Genomic DNA, 14,657 nt, shown 5'->3' on the forward strand with positions numbered 1-14,657 from the left:
GATCAGGCGTACTGCCGTCGCGGGACGGTGATGTGGTAACCCGAATCGAGCAGTTCCGGCAAATAATCACGCAGCGCTCTGACACTCTGGGTGCGGTCGCCCCCGGCGTCGTGCGAGAGCACCACGACCCCGGGGGCGGCGCCTTTCTCCACGCGTCCGACGATGGTCCGGGTGCCCGGGGTGGTCCAGTCGAGGCTGTCGACGGTCCAGGCCAGCGGTTCCATGCCGAGTTCGGCGCCGAGCTGGAAGGCCGCGCGGTTCCAGGCCCCGTAGGGCGCGCGGAACCACACGGGCCGCTCGCCGTACGACTTCTCGATGACGTCGCAGGTGCGTTCCATCTCCGAGCGGATCCGCCCACGGCTCAGGCGGGTGAGCAGCGGGTGGGACCAGGTGTGGTTGCCGACGACATGTCCCTCGTCGGCCATGCGGGCCAACAGGTCCGGGTGGTAGGCCGCCATCTCCCCGCACACGAAGAACATGGCGCGGACGTCGTACTCCGCCAGGGTGTGCAGGATGTCCGGGGTGTAGCGGGGGTCGGGCCCGTCGTCGAAGGTCAGCACCATGGAGCGGCCGCGTCCGGACAGGCGCAGGAACGGTTCACGCCGCACCAGGGGCCGGTGGGGCTCGGCTTGGGGCGGGCCGTATCCGGTCAGGGGCTGGAGGCGGTAGGCGGAGGGCTTGAGCCCGCTGCGGGCCGCGGGGCCCGCGGCGGGGGCGGCGGGCCGGACCGGCTCTTGGCCGGTGACCGCCGCCAGCAATCCGGCCGTGCCGGCCGCCCCGCAGGCCGCGGCGCCGGCGAGCAACGCCCGGCGCCGGGTGAACAGCCGTGTGAGCAACTGATCCGTCGTCATGACTCATCAGTCGCCCAGAACGGACCCGACGCACCACAACAACACCGGTGTGGCGGCATGATTCCACCCACCCGGCCCACGTGCGGTGCGCGCGGCCTCACCCGCCCGGCGGAGTCGTGCCCCACCGGCAGCGGTGCCACCAGTGGCCAAGGCCACGCCTCACGGGCCGTCAGGCCGGGCGGACCCGGACCGGATGCGGGCCTGTGCGGGCAGGTCCGCATCCGGTTCGCCGGCCCCGGCCTCGTCCCCTCCGTCGAGGCCGAGCGCCGAGGGCGACGGCAGGCCTTCGCTGAAGGCCGGCCGATGCCCCCCGCTCGGGTGCCCCTATCCCGGGATTTCGCGCAACGACGTTACGGAGACGAAGCCTTCGGCCACAGCGGAGGTCAGGCCGATGCGGGCGAGGGCGGGACCTGCGGTTTCCGATAGCCTCGCTGCCGTGACAGAACAGCAGCACTCACAGGGGTTCGAGCGGGGCACGGACGGCCCCAAGGTCATCGTGGTGGGCGTGGACGGCTCAGACTCCTCGCTCCGCGCCGCGGCATATGCCGGCGGCCTGGCCCGACGACAGCACGCGCTGCTCGCGGTCGTGTACGTGCAGCCCGTGCTCGCGGCGGGCGCGGCGCTCGGGGCGTCGGTCGCCGACACGACCGACGAGATAGCCGAGGACCTGGTGGCGCAGATCCGGGACGCCACCGAGCGGACCAAGGGGACGTTCGACGTGCGCTGGGAGTTCCACAGCTTCCGCGGTGACCCCTACAGCGGCCTGGTGAAGGCGGCGGACGACCTCAAGGCGGACGCGGTGGTGGTGGGCGCCTCGGAGCAGGCCGGTCACCGGATCATCGGCTCGGTGGCGGTGCGGCTGGTGAAGGCGGGGCGGTGGCCGGTGACGGTGGTGCCGTAGGCGGGCGCGTGGGCTCAGGCCGACGCGTCTTCACGGAGCCGGTCGAGGATCTTCAGGCGTCCCTCAGCCTCGATGCGAGCCGTGGTCACTCGGTTCGGGTAGCAGCGCATGAACATGTTCGTGAAGTGGGTGCCGTAGTGGATCAACTCGTCGGTACCGGCTTCGGTGAGAGGACGGGCCACCGCCTTGAAGGCCGGCTCGTGGAAGCAGGCGAGGGTGTAGCGCTCGCGGTCGGGTGCGCAGCTTCGACCACGTGGACGTGGACTGACCCGGGCTACTCCCCCATCGTCAGCCCGTCCTTCGCCGCACCCTGGCTGAGGACGACGTCCCGGATCCGGTCGCGGATGCCCCGCACGTCGGCGCCCTGGGCGAGCGCCTGGTTGAGGTTGAGCACCCGGCCGGCGTCGACGTCGAACAACTGCGGCACGAACTCGGCCTTCGTCACCTGCCAGCGCTCCCCCGGCCGGGCGGGCGCAGCGAAGGTGAAGCGGCCGAGGGTGGACTGGTTGCCGCGCGGGTCCTGAGCGCCCTGGTGGTTGAACATCTCGCCGGCGATCTGGTCGCCCATGCCGTAGATCACCCAGGTGCCGTTGACCTTCTCGTACGCCTGGGGGACGTGTGCGTGGGTGCCGAGGATCAGGTCGATGTCGGGGCGGGTGCCGGTGCGGGCGGCGGTGAGTGCGCGGGCCAGGGCGAGCTGGCGCTCGTCGGGCTCGTTCTGCCATTCGGTGCCCCAGTGCATGGACACGACGACCACGTCGGCGCCCGCCGTCCGGGCCGCGCGCGCGTCCGCGATGATCTTGTTCTCGTCGATCAGGTTGACGGCCCAGGGCTGCCCCGCCGGGAGCGGGAAGCCGTTCGTGTCGTACGTGTAGGCGAGGTGCGCGACCTTCGCGGGGCCCGCGCGCAGCACCGTGACCGTGCGCGCCTCGGCCTCGGTGCGCGCCGAACCGGCGTGCCGTACGCCCGCGCGGTCGAGGGCCTCCAGGGTGCGGCGGATGCCGTCGGCGCCGTCGTCGAGGCTGTGGTTGGAGGCGGTGGAGCAGCCGTCGTAGCCGGTGGCGGCGAGGGCCGCGGCCACTTCGGGCGGGGACTTGAAGGTGGGATAGCCGGTGTAGTTGCCGTTCGCGCCGTAGACGGTCTCCATGTGACACAGCGCCAGATCGGCGCGGGAGACGACCGGCTCGACGCCGGCGAGCATCGGGCGGAAGTCGTAGCCGGTGCCGCCCGCGTCGAAGCGGGCGCGGTCGATGATGGAGCTGTGCGGGAGGACGTCGCCGGAGGCGACGAGCGTGAAGCCTCGGGCGCCGGTCGGCGCGGGACGTCCCGGCCGGGCGGGCGCGGCCCGGTCCTGGGCCTGGCAGGCGGCGCCCGCGGCGAGGACGGCCGTGAGGGCCAGGGCCACCTGCTGTCTGCGTGCAATCATCAGCTCACCCCACTGTGATCATATTTACGCACAAATAGGTATGGTCCTGAAGGCGCCCGCAAACAATCTGCCCGCCCTCCTTAGCCCGTCCGGAGCGCGCGAACGGCCGGATGCGGACCGTTCGTCGAACCGTTCGTCGACGCGATCGACCGTCCGCCGCAGACCTGTGCGCCCGCCCTGTCCAGAAACGGCCCCCTGTTGTGCCATACGGCCATGACGGCCGGAACCACTCTCACGAACGGGACGACCGCCGAGCACGAGCTCGCCGCACTGCAGCGCGAGCACGGCCGGCCCCTTTTCGCGCTCTTGCTCCGGCTCTGTGACGGCGACCGGCAGCGCGCCGAGGACCTGGTGCAGGAGACCCTCGTACGCGCCTGGCAGCATCCCGAGGCCCTGCGCGCCGACGCCTTCGAATCCGTACGCCCGTGGCTGCTGACCGTGGGACGGCGGCTCGCCATAGACGCGCGGCGGGCCCGGCAGGCGCGGCCCGCCGAGGTCGGCGACGCGATCCTGGAGAACGCCCGGGTGTGCGGCGACCACGCGGAGCGGGCGGCCGCCACCCTCGATGTGCGCGAGGCTGTGAAGACACTCACTCCGGAGCACCGTGAAGTCCTGGTGCTGGTGTACTTCCAGGGGGCGAGTGTGGCGGAGGCCGCGGAAGCCCTCGGTATCCCGCCCGGTACCGTGAAGTCCCGCGCGTACTACGCGCTGCGCGCCCTGCGCCGGGTGCTTCCCGGATATGCGGCCGACCTGCGGTGAAACCCATGGCCGAGTCAAACCTCCGTAAAGCGCCTTGCCCCTGACCCCGGTTGAGTAATCGGCTGTCCTCATCCGTGTTCCGCACTGGGGCCCGGCAACGGGCGACGCGCACGCACCGGAGGAAGGCAGGAAGGAATGCTGCACAGAGGTGAAGAGAGCACGGACGGCGCCGGCGGCGGCGAACTGACCGTCCCCATGGCGTGGTTGTACGCCGAGTACATCGCCGACGAACTGCTGCGGTCGGGGGATCTGATGCCGCCGACGTCCTTCGAGTTCCGCGCCGGGCGGGACGCCCTGGCACTGACCGTCTTCCTGTCCGACACCGACGGTGAACTCTCCGGCATCCAGGTCGTCTCGCAGCTGGAGAACTGGCTGTCACTGACGGCGTACGACCAGCCGTGGCAGGACTGGGTGGGCGATCGGATGGCCGAGCTCGCCACCGAAGCGGTCGCCGCCGGCGGGCCCTCACCCGACCTGGAGCTGGCCCGGGCGGCCTGGCGCTGGCTGGAGGAGACCGAGCTGCTCGCACCCGATCTGAACAGCGTGCCGGGCGGCGGTCCGGTGATCGGCGAGGACGAAGGGCCCAAGGTATGGACGCCGGCCTGGCAGCTCGGGTTGCCTCTGGGACACCTCGCGATCCACCTTTTTTAGATTCGTCCGACCCTGACCAATCCGCGGGTCCGGCCGCTCCGAATCGTTGGTTGCGATTCTGTGTGTGTCTTGAGTGATTCGGCGGTCCGGTGCGTACCGGTGGGAGCAAGGAGTAACCCCACCCGCACCCAACGGCACGAGGATTCGTCATGAGGTCCCTGGAGAGGCATCGCGACGTCGGCGCGTACGCGCTCGGCGTGCTGGACGAGGCGGACGCCTTCCGCTTCGAGGACCACCTCATGGAGTGCCCCCGCTGCGCGGCACACGTGACCGAATTCGGGCCCGCCACCCGGCAGTTGATGTTGTACCGGCGGTCGACACCGCGCGTGGTGCACCCCACCGCGCAGCCCGGTCCGCGGATGCTGGAGCGGCTTCTCGGCGAGGTCACGGTACGGCACCGGGCGCGGCGCAGGCGGCTGTGGTACGTGGTGGCCGCGTCGGTGGTGCTCGCGGTCGCCGGCCCCGGAATCGTGATGGTGGCGGACGGTACCGACGCGGCCGTGCGGGTCACCGCGACCGACGAACGCACGGGCGTCTGGGCGGAGGTCACCACCGAGGACGAGGCCTGGGGCAGCGATGTCGAGGTCAAGGTCAAGGACGGCGCCGGCCCCCGCACCTGTCTTCTCGTCGCCATCGGCCACGACGGCTCCGAACAGACGATCGCCAACTGGATGGTCCCGAGCCACGACGCCCGCCCCAACACCATGCGCGGCGGCTCGACGATGCACCCCGACCAGATCGCCCGCTACGAGATCCGCACGGCGGACGGGGAGCACCTGGTGACGCTCGAGTCCAGCTAGTGCGATCGTGTTTTGTACACGCGCCTGCCCCGCCGGCGCGGACAGGGCCCGGTCACTTGAGCAGCCGGGACAGCCTGCGGTCAGCGAGTGGCTTGCCGCCCGTCTGGCAGGTGGGGCAGTACTGGAGCGAGGAGTCGCTGAAGGAGACCTCGCGGATGGTGTCGGCGCAGACCGGGCAGGGTTCGCCGGTACGGCCGTGGACGCGCAGGCCGCTCTTCTTCTCGGCCTTCAGGCGGCCGGCCGCTACGCCCCTGGAGCGCTCGATCGCCTCGGTGAGGGTCGTGCGGAGGGCTTGGTGGAGGCTGCTGGTCTCCTGTGGCGTGAGGGACGACGTCGGCTTGAAGGGGGACATCTTCGCGGCGTGCAGGATCTCGTCGCTGTAGGCGTTGCCCACTCCCGCGATGAGGCTCTGGTCGCGCAGGGCGCCCTTGATCTGCCGGCGTTCGCCCTTCAGCAGGGCGGCCAGGCGGGCCTCGTCGAAGTCGTCGGCGAGGGGGTCCGGGCCGAGGCGGGCCACGCCGGGGACCTGCTGGGGGTCGTGGACGACGTACACCGCGAGGCGTTTTTGGGTACCCGCCTCCGTCAGGTCGAAGCCCGCGCCGGTCTCCAGCGCCACGCGCAGGGCGAGGGGGCCCTTGCCGGGACGGGGCGGGCCGTCGGGAAGCTTGTCCTTCCAGTGGAGCCAGCCGGCGCGGGCCAGGTGGGTCACGAAGTGCGGGCCGCCGTCCGTCTCCAGGTCGAGGAACTTGCCGTGCCGGTGCACGGCGGTGACCTCCCGGCCCTCGAGGGCGGCGAGCGGAGGGTCGTACGTCTTCAGGACGCTGATCGCGACGGGCAGCACCCGGACGATCTCGTGGCCGACCAGGTTGTCGGTGAGGAAGTCCTTGAGCGCTTCCACCTCGGGGAGTTCCGGCATACGTCCAGAGTGCCACCGGTCGCCGAAGTGCTCAGGTCCGCTCCGGCACCACGAACTCGCACCACACCACCTTGCCGCCGCCCCGCGCCTCCACGCCCCACGCGTCGGTGAGCAGGTCGACGAGGAGCAGGCCACGGCCGGACACGCCCGACTCGCCCGCTTCGCGGCGCCTTGGCAGAGCACTGGAGGAGTCCTCGACCTCGACGCGCAGTCGGCGGTCGCTGCGGGTGAGGACTCTGAGCGTGACGATCGCGGAGCCCTCGGTGTGCATGAGGGCGTTGGTGATCAGCTCGTCGGCGACGAGTTCGATCTCGTCCGAGAGGCCGCGGGCGCCCCAGGCGCCGACCGCGGTACGGATCATGTGCCGGGCCTCGGTGAGGGCCTCGGAGTCGCCGGGTGCCACATGCTGCTGGAGCCGGCCCCCGGACCGGGGGGCGTCGAGGCCCCGGCGGCGCAGCAGGAGCAGGGCGACGTCGTCGTCGCCGCCGCGTTCCCCGGCCACGTCGATGAGGGAGTCGGCGAGGTCGCGGACGTCGTCCGGCCCGGTGGCGATGAGGTCCGTGAGGATCCGCATGCCGTCGTCGAGGTCGGCGCCGGGCTGTTCCACCAGCCCGTCGGTGCACAGCAGCAAGGTGTGGCCGGGGTCCAGTTCGAGGGTGGCGACGGGGTATTCGAGACGCCCGAACTCGGCGGACAGGCCGAGCGGCAGTCCGCCCTCCACGGAGATACGGCGGCAGCTGCCGTCGGGGCTGCGCACAAGGGGGTCGATGTGACCGGCCCGGACCACCTGGACCACGCCGGTGGACAGGTCGGCCTCCGCGTACAGGCAGGTCGCGAAGCGGTCGGTGTCGAGTTCGTCGAGGAACACGGAGGCGCGGGCCATCACCGTGGCCGGGGTGTGGCCCTCGGCGGCGTACGCCCTGAGGACGATGCGCAGCTGGCCCATGACGGCGGCGGCGTGCGTGTCGTGGCCCTGGACGTCTCCGATGACGGCGCCGACCCGGCCGCCCGGCAGCTGGATGACGTCGTACCAGTCGCCGCCGATGTCCCGGCCGAGGGCGCCCGCCGCGTTGCCGGCGCGGTAGCGCACGGCGACGTCGGCACCGGGGACGCTGGGGATGGTGCGCGGCAGCATGGCCTGCTGGAGGCCGGTGGCGAGGTCCATGTCCTGCTCGTAGAGCATGGCCCGCATGAGGCTCTGCGCGATGCTGCTGCCGAGCGCGATCAGCACGTTGCGGTCCTCGGGCGAGAAGCCCCGCCGGTCGCTGTAGAGCAGGCCCATGGCGCCGATCGGGCGGGCCTCGGCGATGAGCGGGAGGTAGGCCGCCGAGGTGATGTCCAGGTCGGTGATGTGCGGCCACAGGACCGGATACCGGTCCGCGAACTCCTCCGGCGACTCGATGAAGCGGGGGGTGAGGGTCCGGACGGCCTCGCTCATCGGGTAGGGCTCGTCGATCCGGGTGATGTCGGTGCCGGGGACGAAGCTGCCGGCGGGGCCTTCGGCGATCAGCCGGATGCGGTCGCCCTCGACCAGGCCGAAGACCAGGCTGGTGGCACCGAGGTGGGTGAGGCCGTGGGTGTCCTTGAGGACGTCGATGACGTCCTGGACGGTGCGGGCGTGGGCGAGGGCGGCCGTGGTGAGCTGCACGACGTTGGTCTGCTCGCGCAGGGCCGCGTCCAGGGCGGCCTGCTCGCGGCGGACCTCGCTCTCCTTCAGTTCCTGGGTGGCGTCGCGGATGATGCCGATGATCCGGCGCGGGCGACCCGTCTCGTCGCGCCGGATGTAGCCCTGGGTATGGGTCCAGCGCAGGGTGCCGTCGCGGCGGCGGATACGGAAGTAGGCGCCGTAGTTCTCGCTGCCGTCCTTCATGGCCTGGGAGACCAGGGCGTCCAGCCGGTGGCCCTCGGCCCGCGGGACCCGGATACCGAGGGACGTCGGGTGCCCGTCGAACTCGTCGGGGCGCAGGTCGAAGACCTCGTGGGCCTGGGCGTCCATGGTGAACAGGCCGCTGTCCAGGTCCCAGTCGAAGCTGCCCATGCGGTTGAGCGCCAGGATCGGATCTGGGTGGGCGGGCCAGTCGCCCGGGAGTGACAGGGCGCTCGCTCCCCGATCAACCATGGGGCCACCTTGCCAGGATTTGCCCGGTTCTTCGACCGGGGAGGTGGCCGGGGACTCGGGCTGTCGGGCGTACGCGGTCAGCTGCGGAACACGTCGGTGGGACTGCCGAAGACGCCGTCCGTACCGGCCGGGGCGTCGGGGATCAGTCCGCCGCCGTCGGGCAGGTCGAGAGTTTCCGGCACGGTCTCGGGGCCGATCTCGCCCGTGGAGTCGCCAAGGGTGCCGGGGTCCCCCGCGGTGGGGTCCGCCACGGTCGGCGCCTGCGGGATCGTCGTCCCACCTCGACGGCCACACCGCGCCAGGTCAGCCGAACGCCGGAGTCGGACGGGTCGGGGTCGACCGCCTTACGGTCCGTGTCCGGCGGGACACCGTCCAGTGCCTCGCCGGGTGAGGACGGCGCGTCCCCCACGGACGACAGTGCCGCCGTCGGGGGCGCGGCAGTTTCGTCACTATGGTCTGCTTCACTCACTTGGGTTACGCAAGCGGAGACCGTGGTACACGGAGAGTCACCTGGGGATCCGGTACAAGGACGGAGAGGAGGAGTGCCCGGCCGTGGACTGGTTCACCGCATCCGAGTACTGGCTGAGCCGGCTGGTCTTCCAGCGGGCTCTGGCCGGCGTGTACTTCGTGGCGTTCCTGACGGCGGCCCTGCAGTTCCGTGCGCTGATCGGCGAGCGCGGCATGCTGCCCGTCCCCCGCATCGTCGAGCGGATGCCCTTCAAGCGCGCCCCGAGCCTCTTCCACCTCCATTACTCGGACCGGTTCTTCGCGGCCTGCGCGTGGACGGGCTGCGCGGTGTCGGCGGCACTCGTCGCCGGTCTCGACTCGCGACTGCCCCTGTGGGCCGGGATGGTGCTGTGGCTGGTGCCGTGGGTGCTGTACCTGTCGATCGTGAACGTCGGCCAGACCTGGTACGGCTTCGGCTGGGAGTCCCTGTTGCTGGAGGTCGGCTTCCTCGCCGTCTTCCTCGGCAACGACGAGGTGGCCCCGCCGATCGTGGTGCTGTTCCTGCTGCGCTGGATCCTGTTCCGCGTCGAGTTCGGGGCGGGTCTGATCAAGATGCGCGGCGACGAGTGCTGGCGGAAGCTGACGTGCCTCGACCACCACCACGAGACGCAGCCGATGCCGGGTCCGCTGAGCTGGTTCTTCCACCATCTGCCCAGGCCCCTGCACCGGGTGGAGGTGGCCGCCAACCACGTCACCCAACTCGTCGTGCCCTTCCTGCTGTTCACCCCGCAGCCGGTCGCCACGGCGGCGGCCTCGCTGATGATCCTCACCCAGCTGTGGCTGGTGCTCTCGGGCAACTTCTCCTGGCTGAACTGGATCACCATCGTGCTGGCCCTGTCGGCGGTGGAGTTCCCGGCCGATCCGCCCTCGGTGGCCGACACCCCGCTCTGGTACGAGGTGGTGGTCCTCGCGGTCGCCGCGCTGCTCGTCGGACTCAGCTACCAGCCGGTCCGCAACATGGTCTCCCGCCGCCAGGTCATGAACCGCTCCTTCGACCCGCTGCACCTGGTCAACACCTACGGCGCCTTCGGCAGCGTCAGCCGGGTCCGCTACGAGGTGGTCGTCGAGGGCACGGCCGACGACGTACCGCGCGAGGACTCCGACTGGCGGGAGTACGAGTTCAAGGGCAAGCCGGGCGATCCCCGGCACTGGCCGCGCCAGTTCGCGCCGTACCATCTGCGGCTCGACTGGATGATGTGGTTCGCCGCGCTGTCGCCCGCGTACGCCGGCTCGTGGTTCGGCGCCCTGGTGGAACGGCTCCTGGAGAACGACCGCGACACGCTGAAGCTGCTGCGCCGCTCCCCCTTCCCGCCCGACGCCCCGCCCCGCTACGTCCGCGCCCGCCTCTTCCGGTACCGGTACACGACCTGGCGTGAGCTGCGGGAGACGGGCGCGTGCTGGGAGCGGACGTATGTGCGGGAGTATCTGCCGCCGACGCGGCTGGCGGGGGTGGCTCAGAGGTCGTAGCCGTCAGAGGTCGTAGACGCGGGCGGCCGTGGTCTCGAAGACCTGGATGTGGTCCTCCGCACCGATCAACTGCCGTGCGACGTCCAGCACTTCGCCGTACGTCGCCTCCGTCGTGCACACCGGCCAGTCCGAGCCGAACATCAGCCGGTCGGGGCCGAAGGCGTCCAGGACCGTGTCGGCGTACCGGCGCAGGTCCTCGACGGTCCAGGAGCCGGGCGCCGCCTCGGTGACCACGCCGGAGAGCTTGCAGACCGTGTGGGGCAGGGCGGCGAGGGCGCGGACATCGGACGCCCAGGGTTCCAGGGCGCCTGAGGCGATGGGCGGCTTGCCCAAGTGGTCGAGGACGAAGGTGAGTTCGGGCAGCGAGGCCGCCGCCTTGGAGCAGGCCGGGAGCTGGTGGGGCAGGACGACCAGGTCGTAGACCAGCCCCGCTGCGGCCACGGCGGTCAGACCGCGTCGTACGTCCGCCCGCAGCAGCCACTGCGGGTCCCGCTCGCCCTGGACCTGGTGCCGGATGCCCTTGAGATACTGCCCGCCGGGGAGTTCCCGCAGCCGGGCCAGCTCGTCGGTGACGTCGGGGCGGGTGAGGTCGGTCCAGCCGACGACACCCACGATCAGCTCGTGGCCCGCCGCGAGGGCGAGGAACTCCGGGGTCTCCTCGGCGACCGTGACCGTCTGGACGAGCACCGTGCGGTCGACTCCGGCCGCGCGGGCCTCGGGGGCGAGATCGTCCACCGTGAAATCGCGCCGGAGCGGGCTGGCTGCGCCGATCCAGTCCTGATCCCGGACGGACAGGTCCCACACATGGTGGTGCGCGTCCACGGTCACGGCAGCTCCCATACGACGGGCAGGCCGGCGTCCGCGCCCTCGCCGGAGTAGTCGTGCACCACGTCGAGGAGATCGGCCATGCGGGCCTGCCAGGCGACGTTGACCGGGAGTTTCTCCAGCTCCGCGAGGAGGCGGGCGTAGTCCTCGCACTCCAGGACGTGGAAGAGGTCGGTGCCGCTGCGCCAGATCGTCCAGGAGGTGGCGCCGGCGGCGCGGATCGCGTCGGTGAGCTCGGCCGGGACCTCGCGGTGGGCGGCCTCGTACGCGTCGATCCGGTCGGCGCGGACCTTGGTGTGCAGGGCCACTCTCATGACGACTCCTCGGCGGGAACGGGGACGTCGGCGGGCAGGAGGCCGGTGTCCCTGGCCTCCTGCCAGAAGGCGGCGGGGACGGTGGCCGCGAACTGGTCGGCGCAGTCGTGGACCTCGGCCGCCGAGCGGACGCCGACGAGAACGCTCGCGACCGCCGGATGGGCGGCGCAGAAGGCCAGCGCGGCGGCCCGCAGGGTGGTGCCGTGGCGATCTGCGACGGACTTCAGGCGCAGGGCACGGTCCAGCACCTCGGCGGGTGCCTGGGCGTAGTTGTACGTCGCTCCCGGCCTCGGGTCAGCCAGCAGACCGGAGTTGAAGGCACCGCCGATGACGACGGACGTGCCGCGTTCCTGCGCCGCCGGGAGCAGCTCGGTGAGCGCGTCCTGGTCGAGCAGGGTGTAGCGGCCGGCGCACAGCACCACGTCGACGTCGGTGTCGCGGACGAAGCGGGTGAGCATCCCGGCCTGGTTCATGCCCGCGCCGATCGCGCCGACCACGCCCTCCGAGCGGAGCTTCTCCAGGGCCGGGTAGCCCTCGTGGAAGGCCTGTTCGGCGTGGTCGTCGGGGTCGTGGAGGTAGACGACGTCGACATGGTCGAGGCCGAGCCGCTCCAGGCTCGCCTCCAGCGTGCGTCGTACGCCGTCGGCGGTGAAGTCCCACACGCGGCGGTGGGTGGCGGGGACCGCGAAGCCGTCGGCGAGGTCGTCACCTCCGCTCGACGACGGTTCCAGACGGCGGCCCACCTTCGTCGACACCGTGTACTGGTCGCGAGGGCGCTCGCGCAGGGCCGCGCCCAGGCGGCGTTCGGACAGGCCGATGCCGTAGTGCGGGGCGGTGTCGAAGTAGCGGATGCCGCGCTGCCAGGCGGCGGTGACGGCCTCGTGCGCCTGCTCCTCGCCGACCTCGGTGAAGAGGTTGCCGATCGCGGCGGCGCCGAAGGCGAGCTCGCTGACCTGGACCCCGCTTCGGCCGAGCGTGCTCACTGGCCCACCGGACGCAGTCGCAGGCCCTGCATGCCGCCGTCGACGGCGAGTGAGGTGCCCGTGGTGGCGCCGGAAAGGGGGCTGGCCAGGTAGGCGATCGCGCCCGCGACCTCATTCGCGCTGACCAGGCGGCCGGTGGGCTGGCGGGCCTCCAGGGCGACGCGTTCGGCGGCCGGGTCGGCGGCCTTGGCCAGCAGACGGCCGATCCACGGGGTGTCCGCGGTGCCGGGGTTCACACAGTTCACTCGGATGCCCTCGCGGACGTGGTCGGCGGCCATGGCGAGGGTGAGGGAGTACACGGCGCCCTTGGTCGCGCTGTACAGCACCCGCTGCGGCAGGCCCGCGGTGGCCGCGATGGACGAGGTGTTGACGATCGCCGCGTGTGCGGATTCCCGCAGGTGGGGCAGGGCGGCGCGGGCCACGCGGACCATGCCGACGACGTTGACGTCCAGGACGCGGTGCCACTCATCGTCGTCGTTGTCCTCGACGGTGCCCTGGGCGCCGATGCCCGCGTTGTTGACCAGGACGTCCAGTCCGCCGAGGTCGGCGACGGCCGCGGCCACGGCCTGCCGTACGGACGCGTCGTCGGTGACGTCGGCCCGGTAGGCGAGCAGCGGCTTCTCGACCGACGACGGGTCCAGATCGAGTACGGCGACCTGGGCGCCGCGTGCGGCCAGGAGTTCCGCGGTGGCCCGGCCGAGGCCGGAGGCGCCGCCGGTCACCAGGGCCTTGAGGCCCTCGAAGTCGCTCATGCCGCCTGTCCCTTCTTGTCGGAGGCCGCGTCGGAGGTCTTGAGGTCGGCCGCCCAGAAGGCGCCGTCGGGGAAGGTGTACCGCGCGATGGACTCCGGCCGCATGGCAGCGGAGAAACCCGGCGTGGTGGGTGCCGTGTAGTGACCCTCGCGGATCACCACCGGGTCGAGGAAGTGGTCGTGCAGATGGTCGACGTACTCGATGACCCGGTCCTCGGTGGTGCCGGAGAGGGCCACATAGTCGAACATCGAGAGGTGCTGGACGAGTTCGCACAGGCCGACGCCGCCCGCGTGCGGGCAGACCGGCACGCCGAACTTGGCCGCGAGGAGCAGGATGGCGAGGTTCTCGTTGACGCCGGCGACGCGGGCCGCGTCGATCTGGACGATGTCGACGGCGCCGGCCTGGAGGAGCTGCTTGAAGACGACCCGGTTCTGCACGTGCTCGCCGGTGGCGACCTTCACCGGGACCACGGCCTTGCGGATCGCCGCGTGCCCGAGGACGTCGTCGGGGCTGGTGGGCTCCTCGATCCAGTACGGGTCGAACTCGGCGAGCGCCTTGGTCCAGCGGATCGCCTCGTCGACGTCCCAGCGCTGGTTGGCGTCGATCGCCATGCGGATGTCCGGGCCGACGACCTGGCGGGCGACGCGGCAGCGCCGGATGTCGTCGTCGAGGTCGGCGCCGACCTTGAGCTTGATCTGCCGGAAGCCGTCGGCGACGGCCTGGGCGGCGAGGCGGGTCAGTTTCTCGTCGCTGTAGCCGAGCCAGCCCGGTGAGGTGGTGTAGGCGGGGAAGCCCCGGGCGAGCAGGTGGGTGGTGCGCTCGGCGGCGCCCTCCCGGCCCTTGCGCAGGAGCTTCAGCGCCTCCTCGGGTGTGAGCGCGTCGGTGAGATAGCGGAAGTCGATCTGGGTGACCAGCCACTCGGGATCGGCCTCGGCGAGCAGCCGCCACAGCGGCTTGTCGGCGCGCTTGGCCGCCAGGTCCCACACCGCGTTGGTCACCGCGCCGATCGCCATGTGCATCACGCCCTTCTCGGGCCCGAGCCAGCGCAGCTGACTGTCCCCGATCAGGTCCCGGAAGAGGGAGCCCGGGTCGGCGCACACCTCGTCGACGGACCGTCCGACCACATGGTGGCGCAGCGCGTGGATCGCGGCGACCTGGACCTCGTTGCCCCGCCCGATGGTGAAGGTGAAGCCGTGCCCCTCCGGTCCGTCCGCGCCCTCTTGGGAGTCCGTGCGCAGTACGACGTACGCGGCCGAGTAGTCGGGGTCCGGGTTCATCGCGTCGGAGCCGTCCAGCTCCCGCGACGTGGGGAAACGGATGTCGTAGGTGTCGACCGCGGTGATGCGGACGGGCGTCGGGGACACAGAGGGCCTTTCGGTCGGTGAC

16 protein-coding genes are annotated in these 14,657 nt (G+C 71.6%); 5 read left to right on the forward strand and 11 right to left on the reverse strand.

What is annotated here, in order from left to right; all coding sequences use genetic code 11:
• Positions 1–2 precede the first annotated feature (2 nt).
• The gene (locus ACFYO2_RS42640) at positions 3–851 is read right to left on the reverse strand and encodes a polysaccharide deacetylase family protein (RefSeq protein ID WP_388360958.1); all 849 of its coding nucleotides are present in this window, start codon (positions 849–851) and stop codon (positions 3–5) included.
• 391 nt (positions 852–1,242) lie between these two features.
• On the opposite strand from ACFYO2_RS42640, the gene ACFYO2_RS42645 reads away from it, so the two are divergent.
• Complete coding sequence (locus tag ACFYO2_RS42645; protein ID WP_388360959.1) at positions 1,243–1,752, forward strand: universal stress protein; 510 nt, start codon at positions 1,243–1,245, stop codon at positions 1,750–1,752.
• Between the two features lie 14 nt (positions 1,753–1,766).
• Here ACFYO2_RS42645 and ACFYO2_RS42650 read toward each other — a convergent pair whose 3' ends face one another.
• Both ACFYO2_RS42650 and ACFYO2_RS42655 read right to left on the reverse strand, forming a co-directional pair.
• Positions 1,767–1,934: a hypothetical protein gene (locus ACFYO2_RS42650; protein WP_388360962.1), complete on the reverse strand. Its 168-nt coding sequence runs from the start codon at positions 1,932–1,934 to the stop codon at positions 1,767–1,769.
• A 92-nt stretch (positions 1,935–2,026) separates the two neighbouring features.
• On the reverse strand, positions 2,027–3,178 hold the full coding sequence (locus tag ACFYO2_RS42655; protein WP_388360965.1) for a CapA family protein: 1,152 nt from the start codon (positions 3,176–3,178) through the stop codon (positions 2,027–2,029).
• A gap of 213 nt (positions 3,179–3,391) precedes the next feature.
• Here ACFYO2_RS42655 and ACFYO2_RS42660 point away from each other — a divergent pair, with 213 nt between their 5' ends.
• From ACFYO2_RS42660 to ACFYO2_RS42670, 3 genes are all read left to right on the forward strand, one after another.
• The gene (locus tag ACFYO2_RS42660) at positions 3,392–3,937 is read left to right on the forward strand and encodes a sigma-70 family RNA polymerase sigma factor (RefSeq protein WP_388360967.1); all 546 of its coding nucleotides are present in this window, start codon (positions 3,392–3,394) and stop codon (positions 3,935–3,937) included.
• Positions 3,938–4,072: 135 nt separating this feature from the next.
• Positions 4,073–4,588: a hypothetical protein gene (locus ACFYO2_RS42665; protein WP_388360970.1), complete on the forward strand. Its 516-nt coding sequence runs from the start codon at positions 4,073–4,075 to the stop codon at positions 4,586–4,588.
• Between the two features lie 149 nt (positions 4,589–4,737).
• A complete protein-coding gene (locus ACFYO2_RS42670) occupies positions 4,738–5,388 on the forward strand; it encodes a zf-HC2 domain-containing protein (RefSeq protein WP_388360972.1) in 651 nt (216 codons plus the stop codon).
• Positions 5,389–5,440: 52 nt separating this feature from the next.
• Here the strand turns inward: ACFYO2_RS42670 and ACFYO2_RS42675 are convergent, their stop codons facing one another.
• From ACFYO2_RS42675 to ACFYO2_RS42685, 3 genes are all read right to left on the reverse strand, one after another.
• Positions 5,441–6,304, reverse strand: a complete 864-nt coding sequence (locus ACFYO2_RS42675; RefSeq protein ID WP_388360975.1) for an Fpg/Nei family DNA glycosylase — start codon at positions 6,302–6,304, stop codon at positions 5,441–5,443.
• A gap of 31 nt (positions 6,305–6,335) precedes the next feature.
• Positions 6,336–8,423 (reverse strand): SpoIIE family protein phosphatase, encoded by a 2,088-nt coding sequence (locus tag ACFYO2_RS42680; RefSeq protein ID WP_388360978.1) that lies wholly within the window; start codon positions 8,421–8,423, stop codon positions 6,336–6,338.
• Between the two features lie 77 nt (positions 8,424–8,500).
• On the reverse strand, positions 8,501–8,674 hold the full coding sequence (locus tag ACFYO2_RS42685; protein ID WP_388360981.1) for a hypothetical protein: 174 nt from the start codon (positions 8,672–8,674) through the stop codon (positions 8,501–8,503).
• 301 nt (positions 8,675–8,975) lie between these two features.
• Here ACFYO2_RS42685 and ACFYO2_RS42690 point away from each other — a divergent pair, with 301 nt between their 5' ends.
• Positions 8,976–10,397, forward strand: a complete 1,422-nt coding sequence (locus ACFYO2_RS42690) for a lipase maturation factor family protein (RefSeq protein WP_388360984.1) — start codon at positions 8,976–8,978, stop codon at positions 10,395–10,397.
• A 3-nt stretch (positions 10,398–10,400) separates the two neighbouring features.
• Here the strand turns inward: ACFYO2_RS42690 and ACFYO2_RS42695 are convergent, their stop codons facing one another.
• From ACFYO2_RS42695 to ACFYO2_RS42715, 5 genes are read right to left on the reverse strand one after another with little or no spacing between them, the layout of a single operon-like run.
• Positions 10,401–11,225 carry an amidohydrolase family protein gene (locus ACFYO2_RS42695; RefSeq protein WP_388360986.1) on the reverse strand — a complete coding sequence of 275 codons (825 nt, stop codon included), beginning with the start codon at positions 11,223–11,225 and terminating at the stop codon, positions 10,401–10,403.
• A complete protein-coding gene (locus tag ACFYO2_RS42700; RefSeq protein WP_388360988.1) occupies positions 11,222–11,536 on the reverse strand; it encodes an L-rhamnose mutarotase in 315 nt (104 codons plus the stop codon). Before ACFYO2_RS42700 ends, ACFYO2_RS42695 begins: the two co-directional genes overlap by 4 nt.
• Positions 11,533–12,519, reverse strand: a complete 987-nt coding sequence (locus tag ACFYO2_RS42705; RefSeq protein ID WP_388360991.1) for an aldo/keto reductase — start codon at positions 12,517–12,519, stop codon at positions 11,533–11,535. Before ACFYO2_RS42705 ends, ACFYO2_RS42700 begins: the two co-directional genes overlap by 4 nt.
• The gene (locus ACFYO2_RS42710; protein ID WP_388360992.1) at positions 12,516–13,271 is read right to left on the reverse strand and encodes an SDR family NAD(P)-dependent oxidoreductase; all 756 of its coding nucleotides are present in this window, start codon (positions 13,269–13,271) and stop codon (positions 12,516–12,518) included. The genes ACFYO2_RS42705 and ACFYO2_RS42710 overlap by 4 nt, the downstream gene beginning before the upstream one ends.
• The gene (locus ACFYO2_RS42715; protein WP_388360995.1) at positions 13,268–14,635 is read right to left on the reverse strand and encodes an L-fuconate dehydratase; all 1,368 of its coding nucleotides are present in this window, start codon (positions 14,633–14,635) and stop codon (positions 13,268–13,270) included. The genes ACFYO2_RS42710 and ACFYO2_RS42715 overlap by 4 nt, the downstream gene beginning before the upstream one ends.
• Positions 14,636–14,657: the final 22 nt, after the last annotated feature.

Source organism: Streptomyces sp. NPDC006602 (assembly GCF_042870385.1).
GTDB lineage: Bacteria > Actinomycetota > Actinomycetes > Streptomycetales > Streptomycetaceae > Streptomyces.

What these genes read in the sequence shown, in the direction of transcription:
- ACFYO2_RS42655 (WP_388360965.1), bottom strand. Translation starts at nt 3,178, where the DNA reads ATGATTGCACGCAGACAGCAGGTGGCCCTGGCCCTCACGGCCGTCCTC.
- ACFYO2_RS42660 (WP_388360967.1), top strand. Translation starts at nt 3,392, where the DNA reads ATGACGGCCGGAACCACTCTCACGAACGGGACGACCGCCGAGCACGAG.
- ACFYO2_RS42670 (WP_388360972.1), top strand. Translation starts at nt 4,738, where the DNA reads ATGAGGTCCCTGGAGAGGCATCGCGACGTCGGCGCGTACGCGCTCGGC.
- ACFYO2_RS42665 (WP_388360970.1), top strand. Translation starts at nt 4,073, where the DNA reads ATGCTGCACAGAGGTGAAGAGAGCACGGACGGCGCCGGCGGCGGCGAA.
- ACFYO2_RS42680 (WP_388360978.1), bottom strand. Translation starts at nt 8,423, where the DNA reads ATGGTTGATCGGGGAGCGAGCGCCCTGTCACTCCCGGGCGACTGGCCC.
- ACFYO2_RS42700 (WP_388360988.1), bottom strand. Translation starts at nt 11,536, where the DNA reads ATGAGAGTGGCCCTGCACACCAAGGTCCGCGCCGACCGGATCGACGCG.
- ACFYO2_RS42645 (WP_388360959.1), top strand. Translation starts at nt 1,243, where the DNA reads ATGCGGGCGAGGGCGGGACCTGCGGTTTCCGATAGCCTCGCTGCCGTG.
- ACFYO2_RS42710 (WP_388360992.1), bottom strand. Translation starts at nt 13,271, where the DNA reads ATGAGCGACTTCGAGGGCCTCAAGGCCCTGGTGACCGGCGGCGCCTCC.
- ACFYO2_RS42640 (WP_388360958.1), bottom strand. Translation starts at nt 851, where the DNA reads ATGACGACGGATCAGTTGCTCACACGGCTGTTCACCCGGCGCCGGGCG.
- ACFYO2_RS42675 (WP_388360975.1), bottom strand. Translation starts at nt 6,304, where the DNA reads ATGCCGGAACTCCCCGAGGTGGAAGCGCTCAAGGACTTCCTCACCGAC.